This is a genomic window from Mycobacterium sp. NGS61 (assembly GCF_059812325.1).
In genome coordinates this window covers 215,882-233,925 of the sequence record NZ_JCALCL010000007.1, presented here as the reverse complement: position 1 = coordinate 233,925, position 18,044 = coordinate 215,882, and the positions used below count along the sequence as shown (strand labels likewise).

Annotated in this window: 16 protein-coding genes and 1 tRNA gene; 16 read left to right on the top strand and 1 reads right to left on the bottom strand. The window is 64.1% G+C overall.

From position 1 onward, the window contains the following. Positions 1-65: 65 nt before the first annotated feature. On the top strand, positions 66-2,372 hold the full coding sequence (locus tag AC5Y3Z_RS16855) for an nSTAND3 domain-containing NTPase (protein WP_463826630.1): 2,307 nt from the start codon (positions 66-68) through the stop codon (positions 2,370-2,372). Positions 2,373-2,619: 247 nt separating this feature from the next. Here the strand turns inward: AC5Y3Z_RS16855 and AC5Y3Z_RS16850 are convergent. Beyond that, positions 2,620-2,692: transfer RNA gene (locus AC5Y3Z_RS16850), tRNA-Arg, on the bottom strand. Between the two features lie 123 nt (positions 2,693-2,815). Between AC5Y3Z_RS16850 and argS the strand changes: the two genes are divergently transcribed. From argS to AC5Y3Z_RS16775, 15 genes are all read left to right on the top strand, one after another. Further along, positions 2,816-4,468 carry an arginine--tRNA ligase gene (argS, locus tag AC5Y3Z_RS16845; RefSeq protein ID WP_463826629.1) on the top strand — a complete coding sequence of 551 codons (1,653 nt, stop codon included), beginning with the start codon at positions 2,816-2,818 and terminating at the stop codon, positions 4,466-4,468. An 80-nt stretch (positions 4,469-4,548) separates the two neighbouring features. Continuing rightward, positions 4,549-5,883: a diaminopimelate decarboxylase gene (gene lysA / locus AC5Y3Z_RS16840; protein ID WP_463826804.1), complete on the top strand. Its 1,335-nt coding sequence runs from the start codon at positions 4,549-4,551 to the stop codon at positions 5,881-5,883. A gap of 2 nt (positions 5,884-5,885) precedes the next feature. Further along, entirely contained in the window at positions 5,886-7,220 is a 1,335-nt protein-coding gene (locus tag AC5Y3Z_RS16835) for a homoserine dehydrogenase (RefSeq protein WP_463826803.1), read from the top strand. Then, the gene (gene thrC, locus AC5Y3Z_RS16830) at positions 7,217-8,299 is read left to right on the top strand and encodes a threonine synthase (protein ID WP_463826628.1); all 1,083 of its coding nucleotides are present in this window, start codon (positions 7,217-7,219) and stop codon (positions 8,297-8,299) included. Before AC5Y3Z_RS16835 ends, thrC begins: the two co-directional genes overlap by 4 nt. Positions 8,300-8,346: 47 nt before the next feature. Next, positions 8,347-9,291 carry a homoserine kinase gene (gene thrB / locus AC5Y3Z_RS16825; protein ID WP_463826627.1) on the top strand — a complete coding sequence of 315 codons (945 nt, stop codon included), beginning with the start codon at positions 8,347-8,349 and terminating at the stop codon, positions 9,289-9,291. A 267-nt stretch (positions 9,292-9,558) separates the two neighbouring features. Next, entirely contained in the window at positions 9,559-11,517 is a 1,959-nt protein-coding gene (rho, locus tag AC5Y3Z_RS16820; protein ID WP_463826626.1) for a transcription termination factor Rho, read from the top strand. 92 nt (positions 11,518-11,609) lie between these two features. Beyond that, the gene (gene rpmE, locus AC5Y3Z_RS16815) at positions 11,610-11,840 is read left to right on the top strand and encodes a 50S ribosomal protein L31 (RefSeq protein WP_463826625.1); all 231 of its coding nucleotides are present in this window, start codon (positions 11,610-11,612) and stop codon (positions 11,838-11,840) included. Between the two features lie 90 nt (positions 11,841-11,930). Continuing rightward, complete coding sequence (gene prfA / locus AC5Y3Z_RS16810) at positions 11,931-13,007, top strand: peptide chain release factor 1 (protein WP_463826624.1); 1,077 nt, start codon at positions 11,931-11,933, stop codon at positions 13,005-13,007. Continuing rightward, positions 13,004-13,840 carry a N5-glutamine methyltransferase family protein gene (locus AC5Y3Z_RS16805; RefSeq protein WP_463826623.1) on the top strand — a complete coding sequence of 279 codons (837 nt, stop codon included), beginning with the start codon at positions 13,004-13,006 and terminating at the stop codon, positions 13,838-13,840. The genes prfA and AC5Y3Z_RS16805 overlap by 4 nt, the downstream gene beginning before the upstream one ends. Continuing rightward, positions 13,833-14,486 carry an L-threonylcarbamoyladenylate synthase gene (locus AC5Y3Z_RS16800; protein ID WP_463826622.1) on the top strand — a complete coding sequence of 218 codons (654 nt, stop codon included), beginning with the start codon at positions 13,833-13,835 and terminating at the stop codon, positions 14,484-14,486. The genes AC5Y3Z_RS16805 and AC5Y3Z_RS16800 overlap by 8 nt, the downstream gene beginning before the upstream one ends. Before the next feature lie 22 nt (positions 14,487-14,508). Beyond that, positions 14,509-15,717, top strand: a complete 1,209-nt coding sequence (locus AC5Y3Z_RS16795) for a glycosyltransferase family 4 protein (RefSeq protein WP_463826621.1) — start codon at positions 14,509-14,511, stop codon at positions 15,715-15,717. Between the two features lie 250 nt (positions 15,718-15,967). Then, positions 15,968-16,450 carry an ATP synthase subunit I gene (locus tag AC5Y3Z_RS16790; protein ID WP_463826620.1) on the top strand — a complete coding sequence of 161 codons (483 nt, stop codon included), beginning with the start codon at positions 15,968-15,970 and terminating at the stop codon, positions 16,448-16,450. Then, a complete protein-coding gene (gene atpB / locus AC5Y3Z_RS16785) occupies positions 16,443-17,201 on the top strand; it encodes a F0F1 ATP synthase subunit A (protein WP_463826619.1) in 759 nt (252 codons plus the stop codon). The genes AC5Y3Z_RS16790 and atpB overlap by 8 nt, the downstream gene beginning before the upstream one ends. A gap of 44 nt (positions 17,202-17,245) precedes the next feature. Continuing rightward, complete coding sequence (locus AC5Y3Z_RS16780; RefSeq protein WP_463826618.1) at positions 17,246-17,500, top strand: F0F1 ATP synthase subunit C; 255 nt, start codon at positions 17,246-17,248, stop codon at positions 17,498-17,500. Between the two features lie 9 nt (positions 17,501-17,509). After that, entirely contained in the window at positions 17,510-18,040 is a 531-nt protein-coding gene (locus AC5Y3Z_RS16775) for a F0F1 ATP synthase subunit B (RefSeq protein ID WP_463826617.1), read from the top strand. Positions 18,041-18,044: the final 4 nt, after the last annotated feature.

Genomic DNA, 18,044 nt, shown 5'->3' with positions numbered 1-18,044 from the left:
CCGTCTGGTACCAGTTAGTGGGGACGATGTCAGTCCCTCAACCGTCATTGCGCGTGGGGGTATCAGTGCCTGAGTACGACTTTCACACTCTGTCGCCGACCGATTTCGAGCTTCTTGCTCGAGATCTTCTCCGGGAGCGCCTCGGCGTAGAACTGCAAGCGTTTGCGACCGGTCCCGACGGAGGTGTCGATCTGCGGGCTCATCAGGACGGACAGACAACCGTCGTTCAGTGCAAGCACTACCGGGGGTCTACGTTCAGCGATCTAAAGAAAGCGGCGAAAGCCGAAAAGAAAAAGATGGATCTATTGAAACCTGGCAGGTATCTATTCGTCACAACGCAAGACCTGACAGTTGGACAAAAGCAAGATCTGCAAAAGCTGCTAGACCCGCATATTACTGATATCCAAGAAGTGCTCGCTCAAAAAGATATTAATCAACTACTTGGTCAATATCCTGCGATTGAGCAGAATCACTTCAAGCTGTGGATGGCTTCCGCGTCGGTTCTAAAGAAAATTATTGAAAGCAATATATGGCGGCGCAGCGAAGCGTTAATGGAGGAAATTCAGGATCGGGTACGACTGTACGTGGCCTCATCGAGCTTCGCGGCGGCACGCGAGATGCTGATTGAGTCAAATGTATGCGTTATCACCGGCGCTCCCGGCGTCGGCAAAAGCATGTTGGCCGACATGCTATCACTTTGGAGATGGGAGTCTAAGTGGCAAATCGTAGAACTGCCGTCACATAAAATCGACGAAGCTTGGAGTGTATGGGATAATGATGTCAAGCAGTTTTTCTACTTCGACGACGTTTTCGGCCAAACGGATATTCGCGAGCGCCTCAGCAATGACAGTGGCACAACGGTCGGGCGGCTTATCAACAGTGTGCGCAGGAGCCAGGGAACGAAAAACCTGGTCGTAACTACCCGTACACATGTTTTGAACGAAGCGGAAGCAATCGACGAAGCCGTGAAACGCGCCGACTTGCATGCGCGCGAATGCGTCCTCGAAGTTACTGAATATACACAAATTCAAAGAGCGAGGATACTGTACAACCACCTTTACTTCAGCGACATGCAGCGCGAAATCATTCGAGAATTTGTGGATAAAGCCCTCTATTGGAAAGTAATTAAACATCCGAATTTCACTCCGCGACTGATAGAACTATCCATCGCGCAACAGGTAGCCGGCCAGTCGGCACAGGACTTGGTTAATCGTATCTTGCATGTTCTTGACCACCCAATTGACTTGTGGGGCAACAGTTTTCGTGAAGCATTGACAGAGCCTGCGCGACTCCTGCTCATGCATCTTGCTGCCTTTCCGCCTCGTGGTGCTGCCGCGAATCGGCTTCGCGCCGCGGCGATACGGGATGCTGGGCCGCTTGACTACACACGGGCGTTGAATCAGCTTGAGGGCAGCTGGATAACTATAGTGGCGGACAATCCCGACTCCGATACAGTGGTTTCGTTTCACAATCCGAGTTGTCGTGATTTTGTACTGTCATTTCTCGATTCAGAACCGGATTACTACCTCGATGTTTTGCTTCACACGACTGATTCGGCGCAACTCACTCAGCTACTTCAATACGCTAATTCAACATCGAGCGGCTCGGAGGCTAAATACCCTTCGCTTCGCGCCAAGGTTCAAGCTGTCGGAGCCACCCATGTCCCAGAGCATCTCAGGAACGTTTGGCTAACAGACCCTGAGACTGTAAGGAACCAATCGGCTGATATTCTTTATGCACTATCAAGAATCGACGCTGTTCATAAACTTGGATTGGCTGACTGGATCGCGGAGAAGACACTTTTGCTTTCTGGTTGTCTAAAAGCGCCGGGTGATATCGGTGGTACTGCAGCTTCCCATCTTGCAGAAATGTTGATGCGCTACGTGAGTGAGCCTACCGCGGGCGAGCAGGTTGAGAGTTGTAAGCTCTTATATCTTGCTTGGAGCAAGGCTGTTGCGGACCACACAGAATGGAATGACGTTTTCGAGTTCCGCGATTGGATTGGCGATGTTGTGTGGTCTAGCGTTGAGGAATCAACGGTCGCGGAATCGTTCGAGTCGTGGCTTGATGCTGAGTTTGAAGCAATACTTGAAAACGCGGAGGACGCAGACACGGCGCGGGCATGGGTCGAAGATGCCCAGTCTGCCGCCAGCACTTACTTTAACGACGGCTACTTTGACCGAAGCTTCGAAGCGTTCGAAGAATCGGTGGCGTCGAAGTATGGTGAAAATTTCGAACCAAGCGCTGAGGACTTGGAGAGCATACGAGCCGGTGACGCTATTGAATCGTCGGGCGACCTGGTCGAGACGATGAGGGCTCGTTTTGAATCGGAGGACGCGAAGGTGCGCGGCCTATTCAATCAACTCGGTTAACGCAATGCGTGGTGCGCGGATGTCCGCGAATCGTTCCAGTTATTGAGTTTCTTTCGCCTGACTGTTGCTGTCATGTTGTTGAAACATTTCTCGCCGGTCGATGGCTCGGTGCCAGCCGATGACAGCCAAGATACTGATAATGCGTCGTAGCCTGACTCGCTCTGGCCTGTGGTAGCAAAAATGCACGGAAGATGCACGCGATTGTTCACAGACTTGCAAAATTGGTGCTGACCTGCGAGAACGTGGGTGCCCCCGGCAGGATTCGAACCTGCGGCCTTCTGCTCCGGAGGCAGACGCTCTATCCCCTGAGCTACGGGGGCGCATAACACCATGTGCGCCATAGGGCATAAACAAGCCCCGCCAGACTAGCGCATCCCGGTGACCGCCCGACCACCGGTAATGGATTCGAGGCGAACGCGCCCGAGCCAATAGGATGGACGCTCGTGACCCCCGCCGACCTCGCTGAGCTGCTCAGAATCACCGCCACCGCGGTGCTGGCCGAGCATGATCTCGACGTGTCGGTGTTGCCGCAGACGGTCACCGTGGAACGACCGCGTAACCCAGAGCACGGCGACTACGCTTCCAACCTGGCGCTGCAGCTGGGCAAGAAGGTCGGCGCCAATCCGCGTGAGCTGGCCGGATGGCTTGCGGACGCGCTGGTCCGGGCCGACGGCATCGCCGCCGCCGAGGTGGCCGGCCCCGGCTTCATCAACATGCGCCTGGAGACTTCTGCGCAGGCCAAGATCATCAACGACGTGACCGACGCCGGGGCCGGGTTCGGGCACTCCGACGTGCTCACCGGGCAGAAGATCAACCTGGAGTTCGTCTCGGCCAACCCCACCGGCCCCATCCACATCGGTGGCACCCGCTGGGCAGCCGTCGGTGATGCATTGGGTCGGTTGCTCGCCACCCAGGGCGCCGAGGTGGTCCGCGAGTACTACTTCAACGACCACGGCGCACAGATCGACCGCTTCGCCGACTCCCTGGTGGCTGCCGCCACCGGGCAGCCCACTCCCGCGGACGGCTACGCGGGCACCTACATCGTCGATATCGCCGCCCAGGTGCTGCAGAAACAACCGGATGCCCTCAGCCTGCCCGAGGCGCAGCGGCGCGAGACGTTCCGCGAGATCGGGGTGGACCTGATGTTCGCCCACATCAAAGAGTCGCTGCACGAATTCGGCACCGACTTCGACGTCTACACGCATGAAGACTCGATGCACACCAGCGGCCGCGTCGACGAGGCCGTCGAGAAACTGCGCGACACCGGCAGCATCTACGAGAAGGACGGCGCAACGTGGTTGCGCAGCAGTGCCTTTGGCGACGATAAAGACCGCGTTGTGATCAAGAGTGACGGCAAGCCCGCCTACGTGGCCGGTGACCTGGCCTATTACCTGGACAAGCGGGAGCGTGGCTTCGACCTGTGCATCTACATGCTCGGTGCCGACCACCACGGTTACATCGCCCGGCTCAAGGCCGCCGCCGCGGCGTTCGGTGAGGACCCGGCCACCGTCGAGGTGCTGATCGGGCAGATGGTCAACCTGGTTCGCGACGGCCAGCCGGTGAAGATGAGCAAGCGGGCGGGCACCGTGATCACCTTGGACGACCTGGTCGAGGCCCTGGGGGTCGACGCCGCGCGTTACAGTCTGATCCGTTCGTCGGTGGACACTCCCATCGACATCGACCTGGCATTGTGGTCGTCGGCGTCCAACGAAAACCCGGTCTATTACGTGCAATACGCGCACGCTCGGCTTTCGGCGCTGGCGCGGAATGCCGCCGAGCTCGGCCTGATCGCCGACACCGGGCATCTCGAGCTGCTCAGCCACGACAAAGAGGGCACGCTGCTGCGCACCATCGGCGAATTCCCGCGGGTGCTGAAAACTGCAGCCTCCCTGCGGGAACCGCACCGTGTGTGCCGCTACCTCGAAGACCTCGCCGGTGACTACCACCGCTTCTACGACGCCTGCCGGATCCTGCCGCAGGGTGACGAACAACCAACCGACTTGAACACGGCCCGGCTCGCGCTGTGCCAGGCCGCTCGCCAGGTCATCGCCAACGGATTGGCCATCCTCGGAGTCAGCGCCCCGGAGAGAATGTGAACGTTCATCCCGCCGGACCCCGGCACGCCGAGGACGCCCGGCAAGCCGGCAGCCCGCCCCGTCCGCAGTCTGCCGAAGAGCTGTTGCGGTTGGCGCCGAACGTGTGGCCGCGCAGTACCTCTCGTGATGAGAGCGGGGTGGCCGCGATAGCCGGGGTGACGGTCACCGACCTGGCTCAGCAGTACGGCACGCCGCTGTTCGTCGTCGACGAGGACGATTTCCGATCGCGCTGCCGCGAGACCGCCGCGGCCTTCGGCGGCGGAGCCAACGTGCACTACGCCGCCAAAGCGTTCCTGTGCAGCGAGATCGCCCGCTGGATCGGCGAAGAGGGCCTGTGTCTGGACGTGTGCACGGGCGGAGAACTGGCCGTAGCCCTGCACGCTAACTTCCCGCCCGAGCGAATCACGTTGCACGGCAACAACAAATCGGTGGCCGAACTGACTACCGCGGTGAAATCCGGTGTCGGCCACATCGTGTTGGATTCGATGACCGAGATCGAGCGACTCGACGCCATCGCCGGCGAGGCGGGCATCGTGCAGGACGTGCTGGTGCGCCTCACCGTCGGTGTGGAGGCGCACACCCACGAATTCATCTCCACCGCACACGAAGACCAGAAGTTCGGGTTGTCGGTGGCCAGTGGTGCGGCGATGGCCGCGGTCCGGCGGGTCTTCGCCACCGACCACCTGCGAATGGTCGGTTTGCACAGCCACATCGGGTCGCAGATCTTCGACGTCGCGGGCTTCGAGATCGCCGCACACCGGGTGATCGGCCTGCTGCGGGAAATCGTCGCCGAATTCGGGGTCGACAAGACCTCGCAGGTGTCCACCATAGACCTCGGTGGCGGCCTTGGCATTTCGTACCAGCCGTCCGACGATCCACCGCCGATCGCCGATCTGGCGGCCAAGCTGAGCGTGATCGTGGGCAACGAGTCGGCTGCCGTCGGGTTGCCCACACCCAGGCTGGTGGTCGAACCCGGCCGTGCCATCGCCGGGCCGGGCACGATCACGCTGTATGAGGTGGGCACCGTCAAGGATGTCGATGTCAGCTCGACTGCGAACCGGCGCTACGTCAGCGTCGACGGCGGTATGAGCGACAACATCCGCACCGCGCTCTACGACGCGCAGTACGACGTACGGTTGGTTTCGCGCCTGTCCGACGCCCCCGCCGCGCAGGCCCGCCTCGTCGGAAAGCATTGCGAGAGCGGCGATATCATCGTGCGTGATACCTGGGTGCCCGATGACATCCGGCCCGGCGATCTGGTCGCGGTGGCCGCGACCGGCGCCTACTGCTATTCACTGTCGAGCCGTTACAACATGGTGGGCCGTCCCGCCGTGGTAGCCGTGCGCGAGGGACAGTCCCGGTTGATCCTGCGCCGCGAAACGGTCGACGATCTGTTGAGTCTGGAGGTGAGGTGACCGTGCCCGATAACGTCAAGGACGAAAAGGCCGTCGGCGTAGCGGTACTCGGGTTGGGTGTGGTCGGCAGCGAGGTCGTGCGCATCATTGAGGAGAGCGCCGAGGATCTGGCGGGTCGCATCGGCGCACCGTTGGTGCTGCGCGGCGTCGGGGTACGGCGGGTGGCGGCGGACCGCGGGGTGCCGATCGAACTGCTGACCGACGACATCGAGGAACTCGTTTCGCGCGACGACGTGGACATCGTGGTCGAGGTGATGGGACCGGTCGAACCGGCCCGCAAGGCGATCCTGGCCGCAATCGAGCACGGCAAGTCCGTGGTCACCGCTAATAAGGCCCTGCTCTCCACCTACACCGGCGAGTTGGCCAAGGCGGCCGAAAACGCCGTCGTCGACCTCTATTTCGAGGCCGCGGTAGCCGGCGCAATCCCGGTGATCCGCCCGCTCACCCAGTCATTGGCGGGGGACACCGTGTTGCGGGTCGCCGGCATCGTCAACGGCACCACCAACTACATCCTTTCCGAGATGGGCAGCACCGGAGCCGATTACGAACAGGCGCTGGCCGATGCCAGTGCGCTCGGCTACGCCGAGGCCGACCCGACCGCCGACGTCGAGGGTTACGACGCCGCCGCCAAAGCCGCGATCCTGGCATCCATCGCTTTCCACACCCGGGTGACCGGCGACGATGTGTACCGCGAGGGCATCACCAAGATCACTCCGGCCGACTTCGAGTCCGCGAAATCCTTGGGCTGTACCATCAAACTGCTGTCCATCTGCGAGCGCATCACCACCGACGAAGGCCAACAACGCGTTTCGGCCCGGGTGTATCCGGCGTTGGTGCCGCTGTCGCATCCGCTCGCTTCGGTCAACGGCGCCTTCAACGCGGTAGTCGTGGAGGCAAAGGCGGCCGGTCGGCTGATGTTCTACGGGCAGGGCGCCGGCGGTGCCCCGACCGCGTCGGCGGTCACCGGTGACCTGGTGATGGCTGCGCGTAACCGGGTGCTCGGCAGTCGCGGTCCGCGCGAGTCCAAGTATGCGCAACTCCCGGTCGCGCCGATGGGTTTCATCGAGACCCGCTACTACGTGAGCATGAACGTCGCGGACAAGCCGGGCGTGTTGTCAGCGGTGGCAGCGGAATTCGCGAAACGCGAGGTGAGCATCGCCGAGGTCCGGCAGGAAGGTGTGACCGGGGAAGGCGGCCAACGGGTCGGCGCCCGCATCGTGGTGGTGACACACCAGGCAACCGACGCCGCTCTGGCGGAAACCGTTGACGCTCTTGCCGACCTGGACGTGGTGTTGGGTGTGGCGAGCGTGCTGCGACTGGAAGGAACCGATCTATGAGTGCCCCGAAGACAGCCGTGCACCAGCCCTGGCTGGGTCTGATCGCGGCATATCGGGACCGGCTGCCGGTGGGTGACGACTGGACCCCGGTCACCCTGTTCGAGGGTGGCACGCCGCTGATCCCCGCGCCGCGGCTGTCCGAAAAGACCGGTTGCACAATTCATCTGAAGGTAGAGGGACTCAACCCCACCGGTTCCTTCAAGGACCGGGGCATGACGATGGCCGTCACCGACGCTCTGGCCCGCGGGCAGCAGGCGGTGTTGTGCGCATCGACCGGAAACACCTCGGCCTCGGCCGCGGCGTACGCCGCCCGGGCCGGCATCACCTGCGCGGTGTTGATTCCGCAGGGCAAGATCGCGATGGGCAAGCTGGCCCAGGCGGTTATGCATGGCGCCAAGATCATCCAGATCGACGGCAACTTCGACGACTGCCTGGAACTGGCCCGCAAGATGACCGCCGACTTCCCGACGATCTCGCTGGTCAATTCGGTCAACCCGGTCCGCATCGAAGGCCAGAAGACGGCGGCGTTCGAAATCGTCGACGCCCTCGGCTTCGCCCCGGACGTGCACGCGCTCCCCGTCGGCAATGCCGGCAATATCACCGCGTACTGGAAGGGTTACAGCGAATATCACCGCGACGGGCTGATCGACAAGCTGCCCCGGATGCTGGGCACCCAGGCCGCCGGCGCCGCGCCGCTGGTGCACGGCGAACCGGTGAAGAATCCGGAGACCATCGCCACCGCGATCCGTATCGGCGCACCCGCCTCCTGGACGGCCGCCGTCGAGGCCCAGCAGCAGTCCAACGGCCGGTTCCTGGCGGCCACCGACGACGAGATCCTGGCCGCATACCGGTTGGTGGCCAGCCTGGAAGGGGTCTTCGTCGAACCGGCGTCGGCGGCCAGCATCGCTGGTCTGCTCAAATCCGTCGAGGACGGCTTCGTGCAGCGCGGCTCGACGGTGGTGTGCACGGTGACCGGTAACGGTCTCAAGGATCCCGACACCGCACTCAAAGGTATGCCGGAAGTCGCTGCGCTGCCGGTCGATCCGGTGCTGGTGGTCGAACAACTAGGCCTCGGTTAAGTTGCGTTCGCCAGCGCAGCGGGGCGCTACCGGACGGCCGTGACACGGTGACTCAGTCGCTGCCCGCCGGCCTGGCCGCCACTGCCGTGGTCTCGGCGTCCAGCGCCAACCTCGGCCCGGGCTTCGACAGCCTCGGAATGGCGCTGCAGCTGTGTGACGAGGTCGCAGTACAGACAACGGATTCCGGCTTGGTCGTCATAGTCGAGGGTGAAGGCGCCGGACAAGTGCCGCTGGGCCCCGAGCATCTGGTGGTGCGGGCGATCCAGCGCGGTCTGCAGGCGGCGGATGTGCGGGCCGCCGGTCTGTTGGTGCGCTGCCGCAACGACATTCCGCACTCCCGCGGTCTGGGCTCCTCGGCGGCAGCCGTGGTGGGCGGCCTTGCCGCGGCGAATGGTCTTGTCGCGCAGACGGATTCAGTGCCGCTGAGCGAAGCCCAGCTGATTCAACTGGCTTCAGAGTTCGAGGGTCACCCGGACAATGCTGCGGCCGCTGTGCTGGGCGGCGCGGTGGTTTCCTGGGTGGATCACCACGGTGGTCAGCCGGTCTACTCCGCAGTCCCGCTGCACCTGCATCCCGACATCCAGTTGTTCGCCGCGATTCCCGACGAGCGATCGTTGACGGCGGAAACGCGCGTGCTGCTACCCGCGCAGGTCAGTCATGCGGATGCACGGTTCAACATCAGTCGCGCTGCGCTGCTGGTGGTCGCCCTCACCGAACGACCCGATCTGCTGATGGCTGCCACCGCAGATGTTCTGCATCAACCGCAACGCGCTGCGGCGATGCCGTCGTCGGCGGAATATTTGCGGCTCCTGCGGCGTCTTAATGTTGCGACAACGCTTTCCGGAGCCGGGCCGTCGCTGATCATGGTCGGCACGGACCCGGAGTTGCCAGGTGAAGCAGTGGAATACGGGAATGCGAACGGATTCGCCATCAAGAAGATGACGCCGGGCGAGGGAGTTCGCTGGCGGCCGGGGGTTGCCGCCGCAGGATGATCCACAGGGTGGCGGCGAGGTTTCTTGCTTCCCGTCAGGAAGCGGGTTATTCTCGGAGCCGTCCAGCAATCGCAGCATCTGCATCTGCATAGACTGCCTTGACGCTAAGACAACACCAATTCTTCTCGCAGACGAGGTTCGCAGTTTCGTCGCCCAGGCGATCACCGTTTCAGAGTCGATGATTGGGCGCCCTCGGCATTTTGCCTGAATATTCGTCCATGCAGGAACCCCCGTTTGACCTGATCAGCGGGGCAAGAAAGGAAATCCGTGACTGATACGGACCTCATCACGGCTGGCGAAAGCACCGACGGCGAGAAGCTGTCGAACGCCGTGACCACAGACTCTCCCGCCGGCTCCGACGTCAAGACCGACGTCCCGAGCGCGAAAAGTAACGCGCCGGCGGGTTCGTTGGCCACCATGGTGCTGCCCGAATTGCGGGCCCTGGCCAACCAGGCCGGAGTCAAGGGCACCTCGGGGATGCGCAAGAGCGAGCTGATCGCCGCGATCCAGGAAAGCCGCGGACGGGCCAACGGCGCGTCGGGCAAGGCTACGGCGCAGGCGGACGGCGAGAAGGCTCCAGCAGCAGCAGAGAACACGGCGCCGGCAGCGGCCGATAAGGCCGACGCACCGCCGCAGCAGGACGCACAGAGCGACCGGGCGCCGGAGGCCGCCGCGCAGAGCGCACCCGCCCAGGACGCACCGCCCGCCGACGGCGCTGCTCAGGACAACCAGAAGAACGACGCCCCGCGCCGGGAGCGTCGCGGTGCTTCCCGGGAATCCGGTGCGGCCGACACCAAGGACAGTGCTGACGACACCGCCAACCAACGGCGTGACCAGAAGTCAGCCAAGAACGATGAGCGTTCCGCGGACTCGGGCAACGACCAGGGCGGCGACCAGCAGGGCGGCGGCGGTCAGCAGCGCGGCGGCTCGAACCAGAACTCGAACCAGAACTCCAATCAGCAGGACGACGACGGCGACCGGCAGGGTCGCCGGGGCCGCCGGTTCCGCGACCGCAGGCGCCGCGGTGAGCGGACTGGCGACGGTGGCACCGAAACCGAACTGCGCGAAGACGACGTCGTCCAGCCGGTAGCCGGCATCCTCGACGTGCTGGACAACTACGCGTTCGTGCGCACCTCCGGCTACCTGGCCGGACCGCACGACGTCTACGTCTCGATGAACATGGTCCGCAAGAACGGCCTGCGGCGCGGCGACGCGGTCACCGGTGCCGTCCGGGTGCCCCGCGAGGGTGAAGGCGGCGACAAGAACCCGCGGCAGAAGTTCAACCCGCTGGTGCGGCTGGACACCATCAACGGCGGCTCGATCGAAGACGCCAAGAAGCGACCCGACTTCAGCAAGCTGACGCCGTTGTACCCCAACCAGCGACTGCGTCTGGAAACGACCCCGGATCGGTTGACCACGCGCGTGATCGACCTGATCATGCCGATCGGCAAGGGCCAGCGCGCGCTGATCGTGTCACCGCCCAAGGCCGGTAAGACGACGATCCTGCAGGACATCGCCAACGCGATCACCCGCAACAACCCGGAATGCCACCTGATGGTCGTGCTGGTCGACGAGCGGCCCGAAGAGGTCACCGACATGACCCGCTCGGTCAAGGGCGAGGTCATCGCCTCGACGTTCGACCGGCCGCCCACCGACCACACCGCGGTCGCGGAGCTGGCGATCGAGCGGGCCAAGCGCCTCGTCGAACAGGGCAAAGACGTCGTGGTACTGCTCGACTCCATCACCCGGCTGGGCCGCGCGTACAACAACGCCTCGCCCGCGTCCGGCCGGATCCTGTCCGGTGGTGTCGACTCCACCGCGTTGTACCCGCCGAAGCGCTTCCTGGGAGCCGCCCGCAACATCGAGGGCGGCGGATCGCTGACGATCATCGCCACCGCGATGGTGGAGACCGGCTCGACCGGTGACACGGTCATCTTCGAGGAATTCAAGGGCACCGGTAACGCGGAGCTCAAGCTGGACCGCAAGATCTCCGAGCGTCGGGTGTTCCCCGCGGTCGACGTGAACCCGTCGGGCACCCGCAAGGACGAGCTGCTGTTGTCACCCGACGAGTTCGCGATCGTGCACAAACTGCGCCGGGTGCTGTCCGGTCTGGATTCCCACCAGGCCATCGACCTGCTGATGTCGCAGCTGCGCAAGACGAAGACCAACTACGAATTCCTGGTCCAGGTGTCCAAGACGACACCGGGCGGCATGGACAACGACTAGCGCACCGGGAATGCCCACGCGCACCTGGTTGTTTTGGGGTGATAGTGGTTGACCTGGCATAATGGCCGCGGCCGACGATCGAAGAGGACAGCATGAAAACTGACATCCATCCCGCCTATGAAGAAACCACCGTCGTGTGTGGTTGCGGGAATTCCTTCACTACCCGCAGCACCAAGCCGGGCGGCCGCATCGTCGCCGAGGTCTGCTCGCAATGCCACCCGTTCTACACCGGCAAGCAGAAGATCCTCGACAGCGGTGGCCGCGTGGCCCGCTTCGAGAAGCGGTACGGCAAGCGCACCAAGACCGAGACCGGCGACAAGTAGCTGGATCACCGACGCCCGTCACCTGTGCACTATCGGCACAGGCCGGGCGTCGGTTCGCGTTTGGGGTAAAGCCCGCGACAGGGAGGTGAGATGACGCAGCCGGTGCAGACGATCGACGTCCTGCTCGCCGAGCACGCGGAGCTCGAACAGGCGCTCGCCGACCCCGAACTGCACAGCAAAGCCGACGAGGCGCGCAGAGTGGGCCGCCGATTCGCCCGGTTGGCCCCGATCGTCGCGACCCACCGCAAGTTGGTGTCGGCGCGCGAAGATCTCGAGACCGCGCGCGAGTTGGCCGCGGACGACGCGTCGTTCGCCGACGAGGTCCCCGAACTGGAGGCCCGGGTCGCCGAGCTGGACACCCAACTCACCGACATGCTGGCGCCGCGCGACCCGCACGACGCCGACGACATCGTGCTCGAGGTGAAATCCGGTGAAGGCGGCGAGGAATCGGCGCTGTTCGCCGCAGACCTGGCCAGGATGTACATCCGCTACGCCGAACGGCATGGCTGGACGGTCACGGTGCTGGGGGAGACCACCTCGGATCTGGGCGGCTACAAGGACGCGACGCTGGCCATCGCCAGCAAGGGCGACAGCGCCGACGGGGTGTGGTCGCGGCTGAAGTTCGAGGGCGGCGTGCACCGCGTGCAGCGGGTGCCGGTGACCGAATCGCAAGGGCGGGTGCATACTTCGGCGGCCGGCGTGCTGGTCTATCCCGAGCCCGAGGAAGTCGGGGAAGTGCAGATCGACGAGTCTGACCTGCGCATCGACGTCTACCGGTCTTCAGGCAAGGGCGGGCAGGGAGTCAACACCACCGACTCCGCGGTGCGCATCACTCACCTGCCCACCGGGATCGTCGTCACCTGCCAGAACGAGCGTTCCCAGCTGCAGAACAAGACCCGCGCGCTGCAGGTGCTGGCCGCACGGCTGCAGGTGCTGGCCGAGGAGCAGGCACTCGCCGACGCCTCAGCCGACCGCGCCAGCCAGATCCGCACGGTGGACCGCAGCGAACGCATCCGCACCTACAACTTCCCCGAGAACCGGATCACCGATCACCGGATCGGTTTCAAATCGCACAATCTGGACCAGGTGCTCGACGGCGACCTCGACGCACTGTTCGATGCGCTCAGCGAAGCCGACAAACAGTCCCGGCTGCAACAGGCGACATGATTTTGCGCAACGCGATCAACTCCGCCGCGGCGCTGTTGGCCGAAGCGGGAATCGATTCCGCGCGTTGGGATGCCGAGCAACTCGCCGCGCACGTGGCCGGTACCGACCGCGGCCGGTTGGCCTTGCTCGATGCCCCTGACGCGGACTTCTTAGGGCGTTATCGCGAGGTGGTCGCGATGCGTGCGCACCGGGTGCCGTTGCAGCATCTGCTCGGGACAGCCGCGTTCGGACCGGTGCTGCTGCACGTCGGCCCGGGTGTGTTCATCCCGCGTCCGGAGACCGAAGCGATGTTGGAATGGGCTATGGCGCAACCACTTTCGGCCCAGCCGCTGATCGTCGACGGGTGCACCGGGTCGGGGGCACTGGCCGTCGCTCTGGCCCGGCACCGCCCGGACGCCCGGGTTGTCGGCATCGACGATTCCGAGATCGCCCTGAGCTATGCGCGCCGCAACTCCGCGGACGTGCAATGGGTGCTGGCCGACGTCGGCACTCCCGGCCTGCTCACCGAACTCGACGCGCGGGTGGACCTGATGGTGGCCAACCCGCCGTATGTTCCCGACGCCGCTGTGCTGGATCCGGAAGTGACCCAGCACGATCCGCCGCACGCAGTGTTCGGCGGCCCGGACGGTATGGCACTGATCCCTGCTGTCGCCGGACTGGCCGGCCGGTGGCTGCGTCCCGGTGGCCTGTTCGCGATGGAGCATGACGACACCACGTCGGCCCTGACGGTTGAATGTGTCCATCGCACAGGCCTTTTCGACGACATCGTGGCTCGCAACGACCTGGCCGGGCGGCCCCGGTTCGTGACGGCCCGCAGGAGGCAGCATGACTGACGTCTTCGATTGCGCCGACCCCGACCGGCGCGCCCGCGGACTCACAGCCGCGGTCGGGGCGCTCAAAGCCGGCCGACTCGTGGTGATGCCGACCGACACCGTCTACGGCATCGGGGCAGATGCCTTCGACCGCGAGGCGGTGGACGCGCTGCTCGCAGCCAAGGGTCGGGGCCGCGATATGCCGGTGGGTGTCCTGGTCGGCTCCTGGCACACGATCGAGGGTTTGGTGTACGGGATGCCCGACGGCGCGCGCGACCTGGTTCGCGCGTTCTGGCCGGGGGCACTGAGTCTGGTGGTCACCCAAGCGCCGTCGCTGCAGTGGGATCTCGGCGATGCGTACGGGACGGTGATGCTGCGGATGCCGTTGCATCCCGTCGCGATCGAGCTGCTGCGCGAGGTCGGGCCGATGGCGGTGTCCAGCGCCAATATCTCGGGCCAGCCCGCCGCCGTCGACGCCGCGGAAGCGCGCCGCCAACTCGGCGATCTGGTCGACGTCTACCTCGACGGCGGGCCGGCCGCGCGCCAAGCCGCCTCCACGATCCTCGACCTGAGCGGCAACAGCCCGCGCATCCTGCGCGAGGGACCGATCAGCATCCAGCGCATCGCGGAGGTGCTGGGGGTGGACGCGGCGAGCCTGACCGCGTAGCGCACGTGAGGCACTCAGGTTGGTGACGTACGGTCTCGTGGTGTCCAGCGACGTAGCCAGCCTTGCCGGTGGTTTGTTCGCCCTTTCACCGCGCAGTGCCGGCGTCCCGCTGCGCGAGCTCGCGCTCGTGGGACTCACCGCGGCGATCATCACGTATTTCGCGACCGGACCGGTGCGTGTGCTGGCCACCCGGCTGGGTGCGGTGGCCTACCCGCGGGAGCGCGACGTGCACGTGACCCCGACCCCCCGGATGGGCGGGCTGGCGATGTTCCTCGGCGTGGTCGCCGCAGTGTTCCTGGCCTCCCAACTGCCGGCGCTGACCCGCGGCTTCGTCTATTCCACCGGCATGCCCGCCGTGCTGGTGGCCGGTGCGGCGATCATGGGCATCGGGTTGATCGACGACCGTTGGGGCCTGGATGCGCTGACCAAGTTCGCCGGCCAGATCACCGCGGCCAGCGTCATGGTCACCATGGGGGTGGCCTGGAGCGTGCTCTACATCCCGGTCGGCGGGGTCGGGACGATCGTGCTGGACCAGGCGTCGTCCATCCTGCTCACGCTGGCGCTGACGGTGTCGATCGTCAACGCGATGAACTTCGTCGACGGACTGGACGGGTTGGCCGCCGGCCTGGGTCTGATCACCGCGCTGGCGATCTGCGTGTTCTCGGTGGGACTGCTGCGGGACCACGGCGGCGATGTCCTCTATTACCCACCGGCGGTGATCTCGGTGGTCCTGGCCGGTGCCTGTCTGGGCTTTCTGCCGCACAACTTCCACCGGGCCCGGATCTTCATGGGCGATTCCGGATCGATGCTGATCGGCTTGATGCTCGCCGCGGCGTCCACCACGGCTGCTGGCCCGATCTCGCAGAACGCTTACGGCGCCCGCGATGTGTTTGCTCTGCTGTCGCCGTTCCTGCTGGTGGTGGCCGTCATGTTCGTGCCGATGCTCGACCTGCTGTTGGCGATCGTCCGTCGCACCCGGGCGGGTCGCAGCGCTTTCACCCCGGACAAGATGCACCTGCATCATCGGCTCCTGCAGATCGGTCACTCGCACCGGCGGGTGGTCCTGCTCATCTACTTATGGGTGGGGATCGTGGCGTTCGGCGCGGCCAGCACGATCTTCTTCGACCCGCGCCACACCGCTGCGGTGATGTTGGGCGCGATCGTGTTCGCCGGCATCGCGACCGCGATTCCGTTGCTGCGGCGGCGCGACGACTACTGGGACGAGGACTGACGGGGAACTACGACAGTTGGTAGTAGTTACCGCTGACTTGTGATACGGTCCTGGTAGAGCCCCGAAATGAACCTCGCGGGCTACCGCACCACCGGCCCGTCGGAGCCGTTTTCCTGTGGGCCGACCGATGACCGATACAGGGAGCTACCCCTTGGGTAATTCCAGCATGACCGTTGCGATACGCTCGGCGGGCCACCGATCAGTAGGTGATGTGGTTCACGCTCTAACAATCTGGGATTGAGGTGCTGCAGTGACGACACCAGCGCAGGACGCGCCGTTGGTGTTTCCCGCTGTTGCTTTCCGACCCGTCCGTCTGTTCGTCATCAGCCTGGTGCTGACCGCGGTCGTGACGGCCGTCGCCGGTTACGCCGGCCACCCGATGATCGGGGTGTTATTCGGTGTCGGGTTGCTGTTGGGTTTGCTCAACGCTCTGCTGGTCCGGCATTCGGTGGAGTCGATCACCGCGCGCGAACACCCCTTGAAGAGCTCGATGGCACTCAATTCCGCCTCGCGCGTCGCGGTGATCACCATCCTGGCGTTGATCATCGCGTACGTGTTCCGGCCGCAGGGTCTGGGCGTGGTGTTCGGCCTGGCGCTGTTCCAGGTGTTACTGGTGTTGTCGACAGCACTCCCGGTCTGGAAGAAACTGCGGGCCGGTGGGTCGCAAATTCCGGAAAACGGGGTATTGACCGGTTCGGAGGGGACGGAAGGGAGAGCAGCCGGCGATGAATGAGTCGATCCTTGCTGCCGCCAAAATCGAGGTCGGCGAACACCACGAGGCCACCTGGTTCGGTCTCACGGTCAACACTGACACGATCTATTCCACCGCCATCGCCGCGGTGATCGTGCTCGCGCTGGCCTTCTGGCTGAAATCGAAGGTCACTTCGTCGGACGTGCCGGGCGGCGTGCAACTGTTCTTCGAAGCCGTCACCATTCAGATGCGCAACCAGGTCGAAAGTGCCATCGGGATGCGCATCGCACCCTTTGTGCTGCCGCTCGCGGTGACCATCTTCGTATTCATCCTGATTTCCAACTGGCTGTCAGTCCTGCCGTTGCAGTACAAGGACGAAAAGACCGGCAAGACAAGCGAATTTCTCTCCTCGGCAGCGGCGGACATCAACTACGTACTGGCGCTGGCCCTGTTCGTATTCGTCTGCTACCACGCGGCCGGCATCTGGCGGCGCGGCATCATCGGACACCCGATGAAGGTGGTCAAGGGCCACGTCGCCATCCTGGCGCCGATCAACATCGTCGAAGAACTGGCCAAGCCGATCTCGCTGTCGCTGCGTCTGTTCGGCAACATCTTCGCCGGCGGCATCCTGGTCGGGCTGATCGCAATGTTCCCGCCCTACATCTTGTGGCTGCCGAATGCGATCTGGAAATCATTCGACTTGTTCGTCGGCGCGATCCAGGCCTTCATCTTCGCGCTGCTGACCGTCTTGTACTTCAGCCAGTCGATGGAACTCGACGAAGACCACCACTAGAAAAATCCTGGTAGACCGCTACCAGTTATCAAGGAGGATAAGAAATGCCAGCAGCTCCCGAAATTCTTCAAGGCGCTCTCATCGGCGGCGGACTCATCATGGCCGGCGGCGCGATCGGCGCGGGTATCGGTGACGGTATCGCCGGTAACGCACTGATCGCCGGTGTTGCCCGCCAGCCCGAGGCGCAGGGACGGCTGTTCACGCCGTTCTTCATCACCGTCGGTCTGGTCGAAGCGGCCTACTTCATCAACCTGGCGTTCATGGCGCTGTTCGTCTTCGCCACTCCGGGTGCCCAGTAATCCGCTGTGATGGGTCCTGAAGGCGATGGGCGCCTTCTTGCTTCGGCTGTCGACCTCGTAGCAGAAGGCCAAAAGAACTTCCTCATCCCCAACGGCACGTTCTTCTTCGTGCTGGCCATCTTCCTGGTGGTGCTGGGGGTGATCAGCACCTGGGTCGTGCCGCCGATCCTGAAGGTGCTCAAGGAACGCGACGCCATGGTCGCCAAGACGCAGTCCGACAACAAGAAGTCGTCGGAGCAGTTCGCCGCTGCGGAGGCCGACTACGAGGAAGCCTTGAAGGAAGCCCGGGTCAAAGCGGGCTCCTACCGCGACGACGCGCGCAACGAAGGCCGCAAGGTCATCGAGGAGGCGCGGGCCGAGGCGGACCGGGACGTGGCGGACACCCTCGCTAAGGCCAACGAGCAACTGAAGCGGGAACGTGACGCCGTGGAGTTGGACCTGCGCGCCAACATCAGCGCTATGTCGGCCACGCTGGCCAGCCGGATCCTCGGCGTCGACGTCACCCCCACCGCGACGACTTCGGAAGCGACTAGTAGGTAGCCAC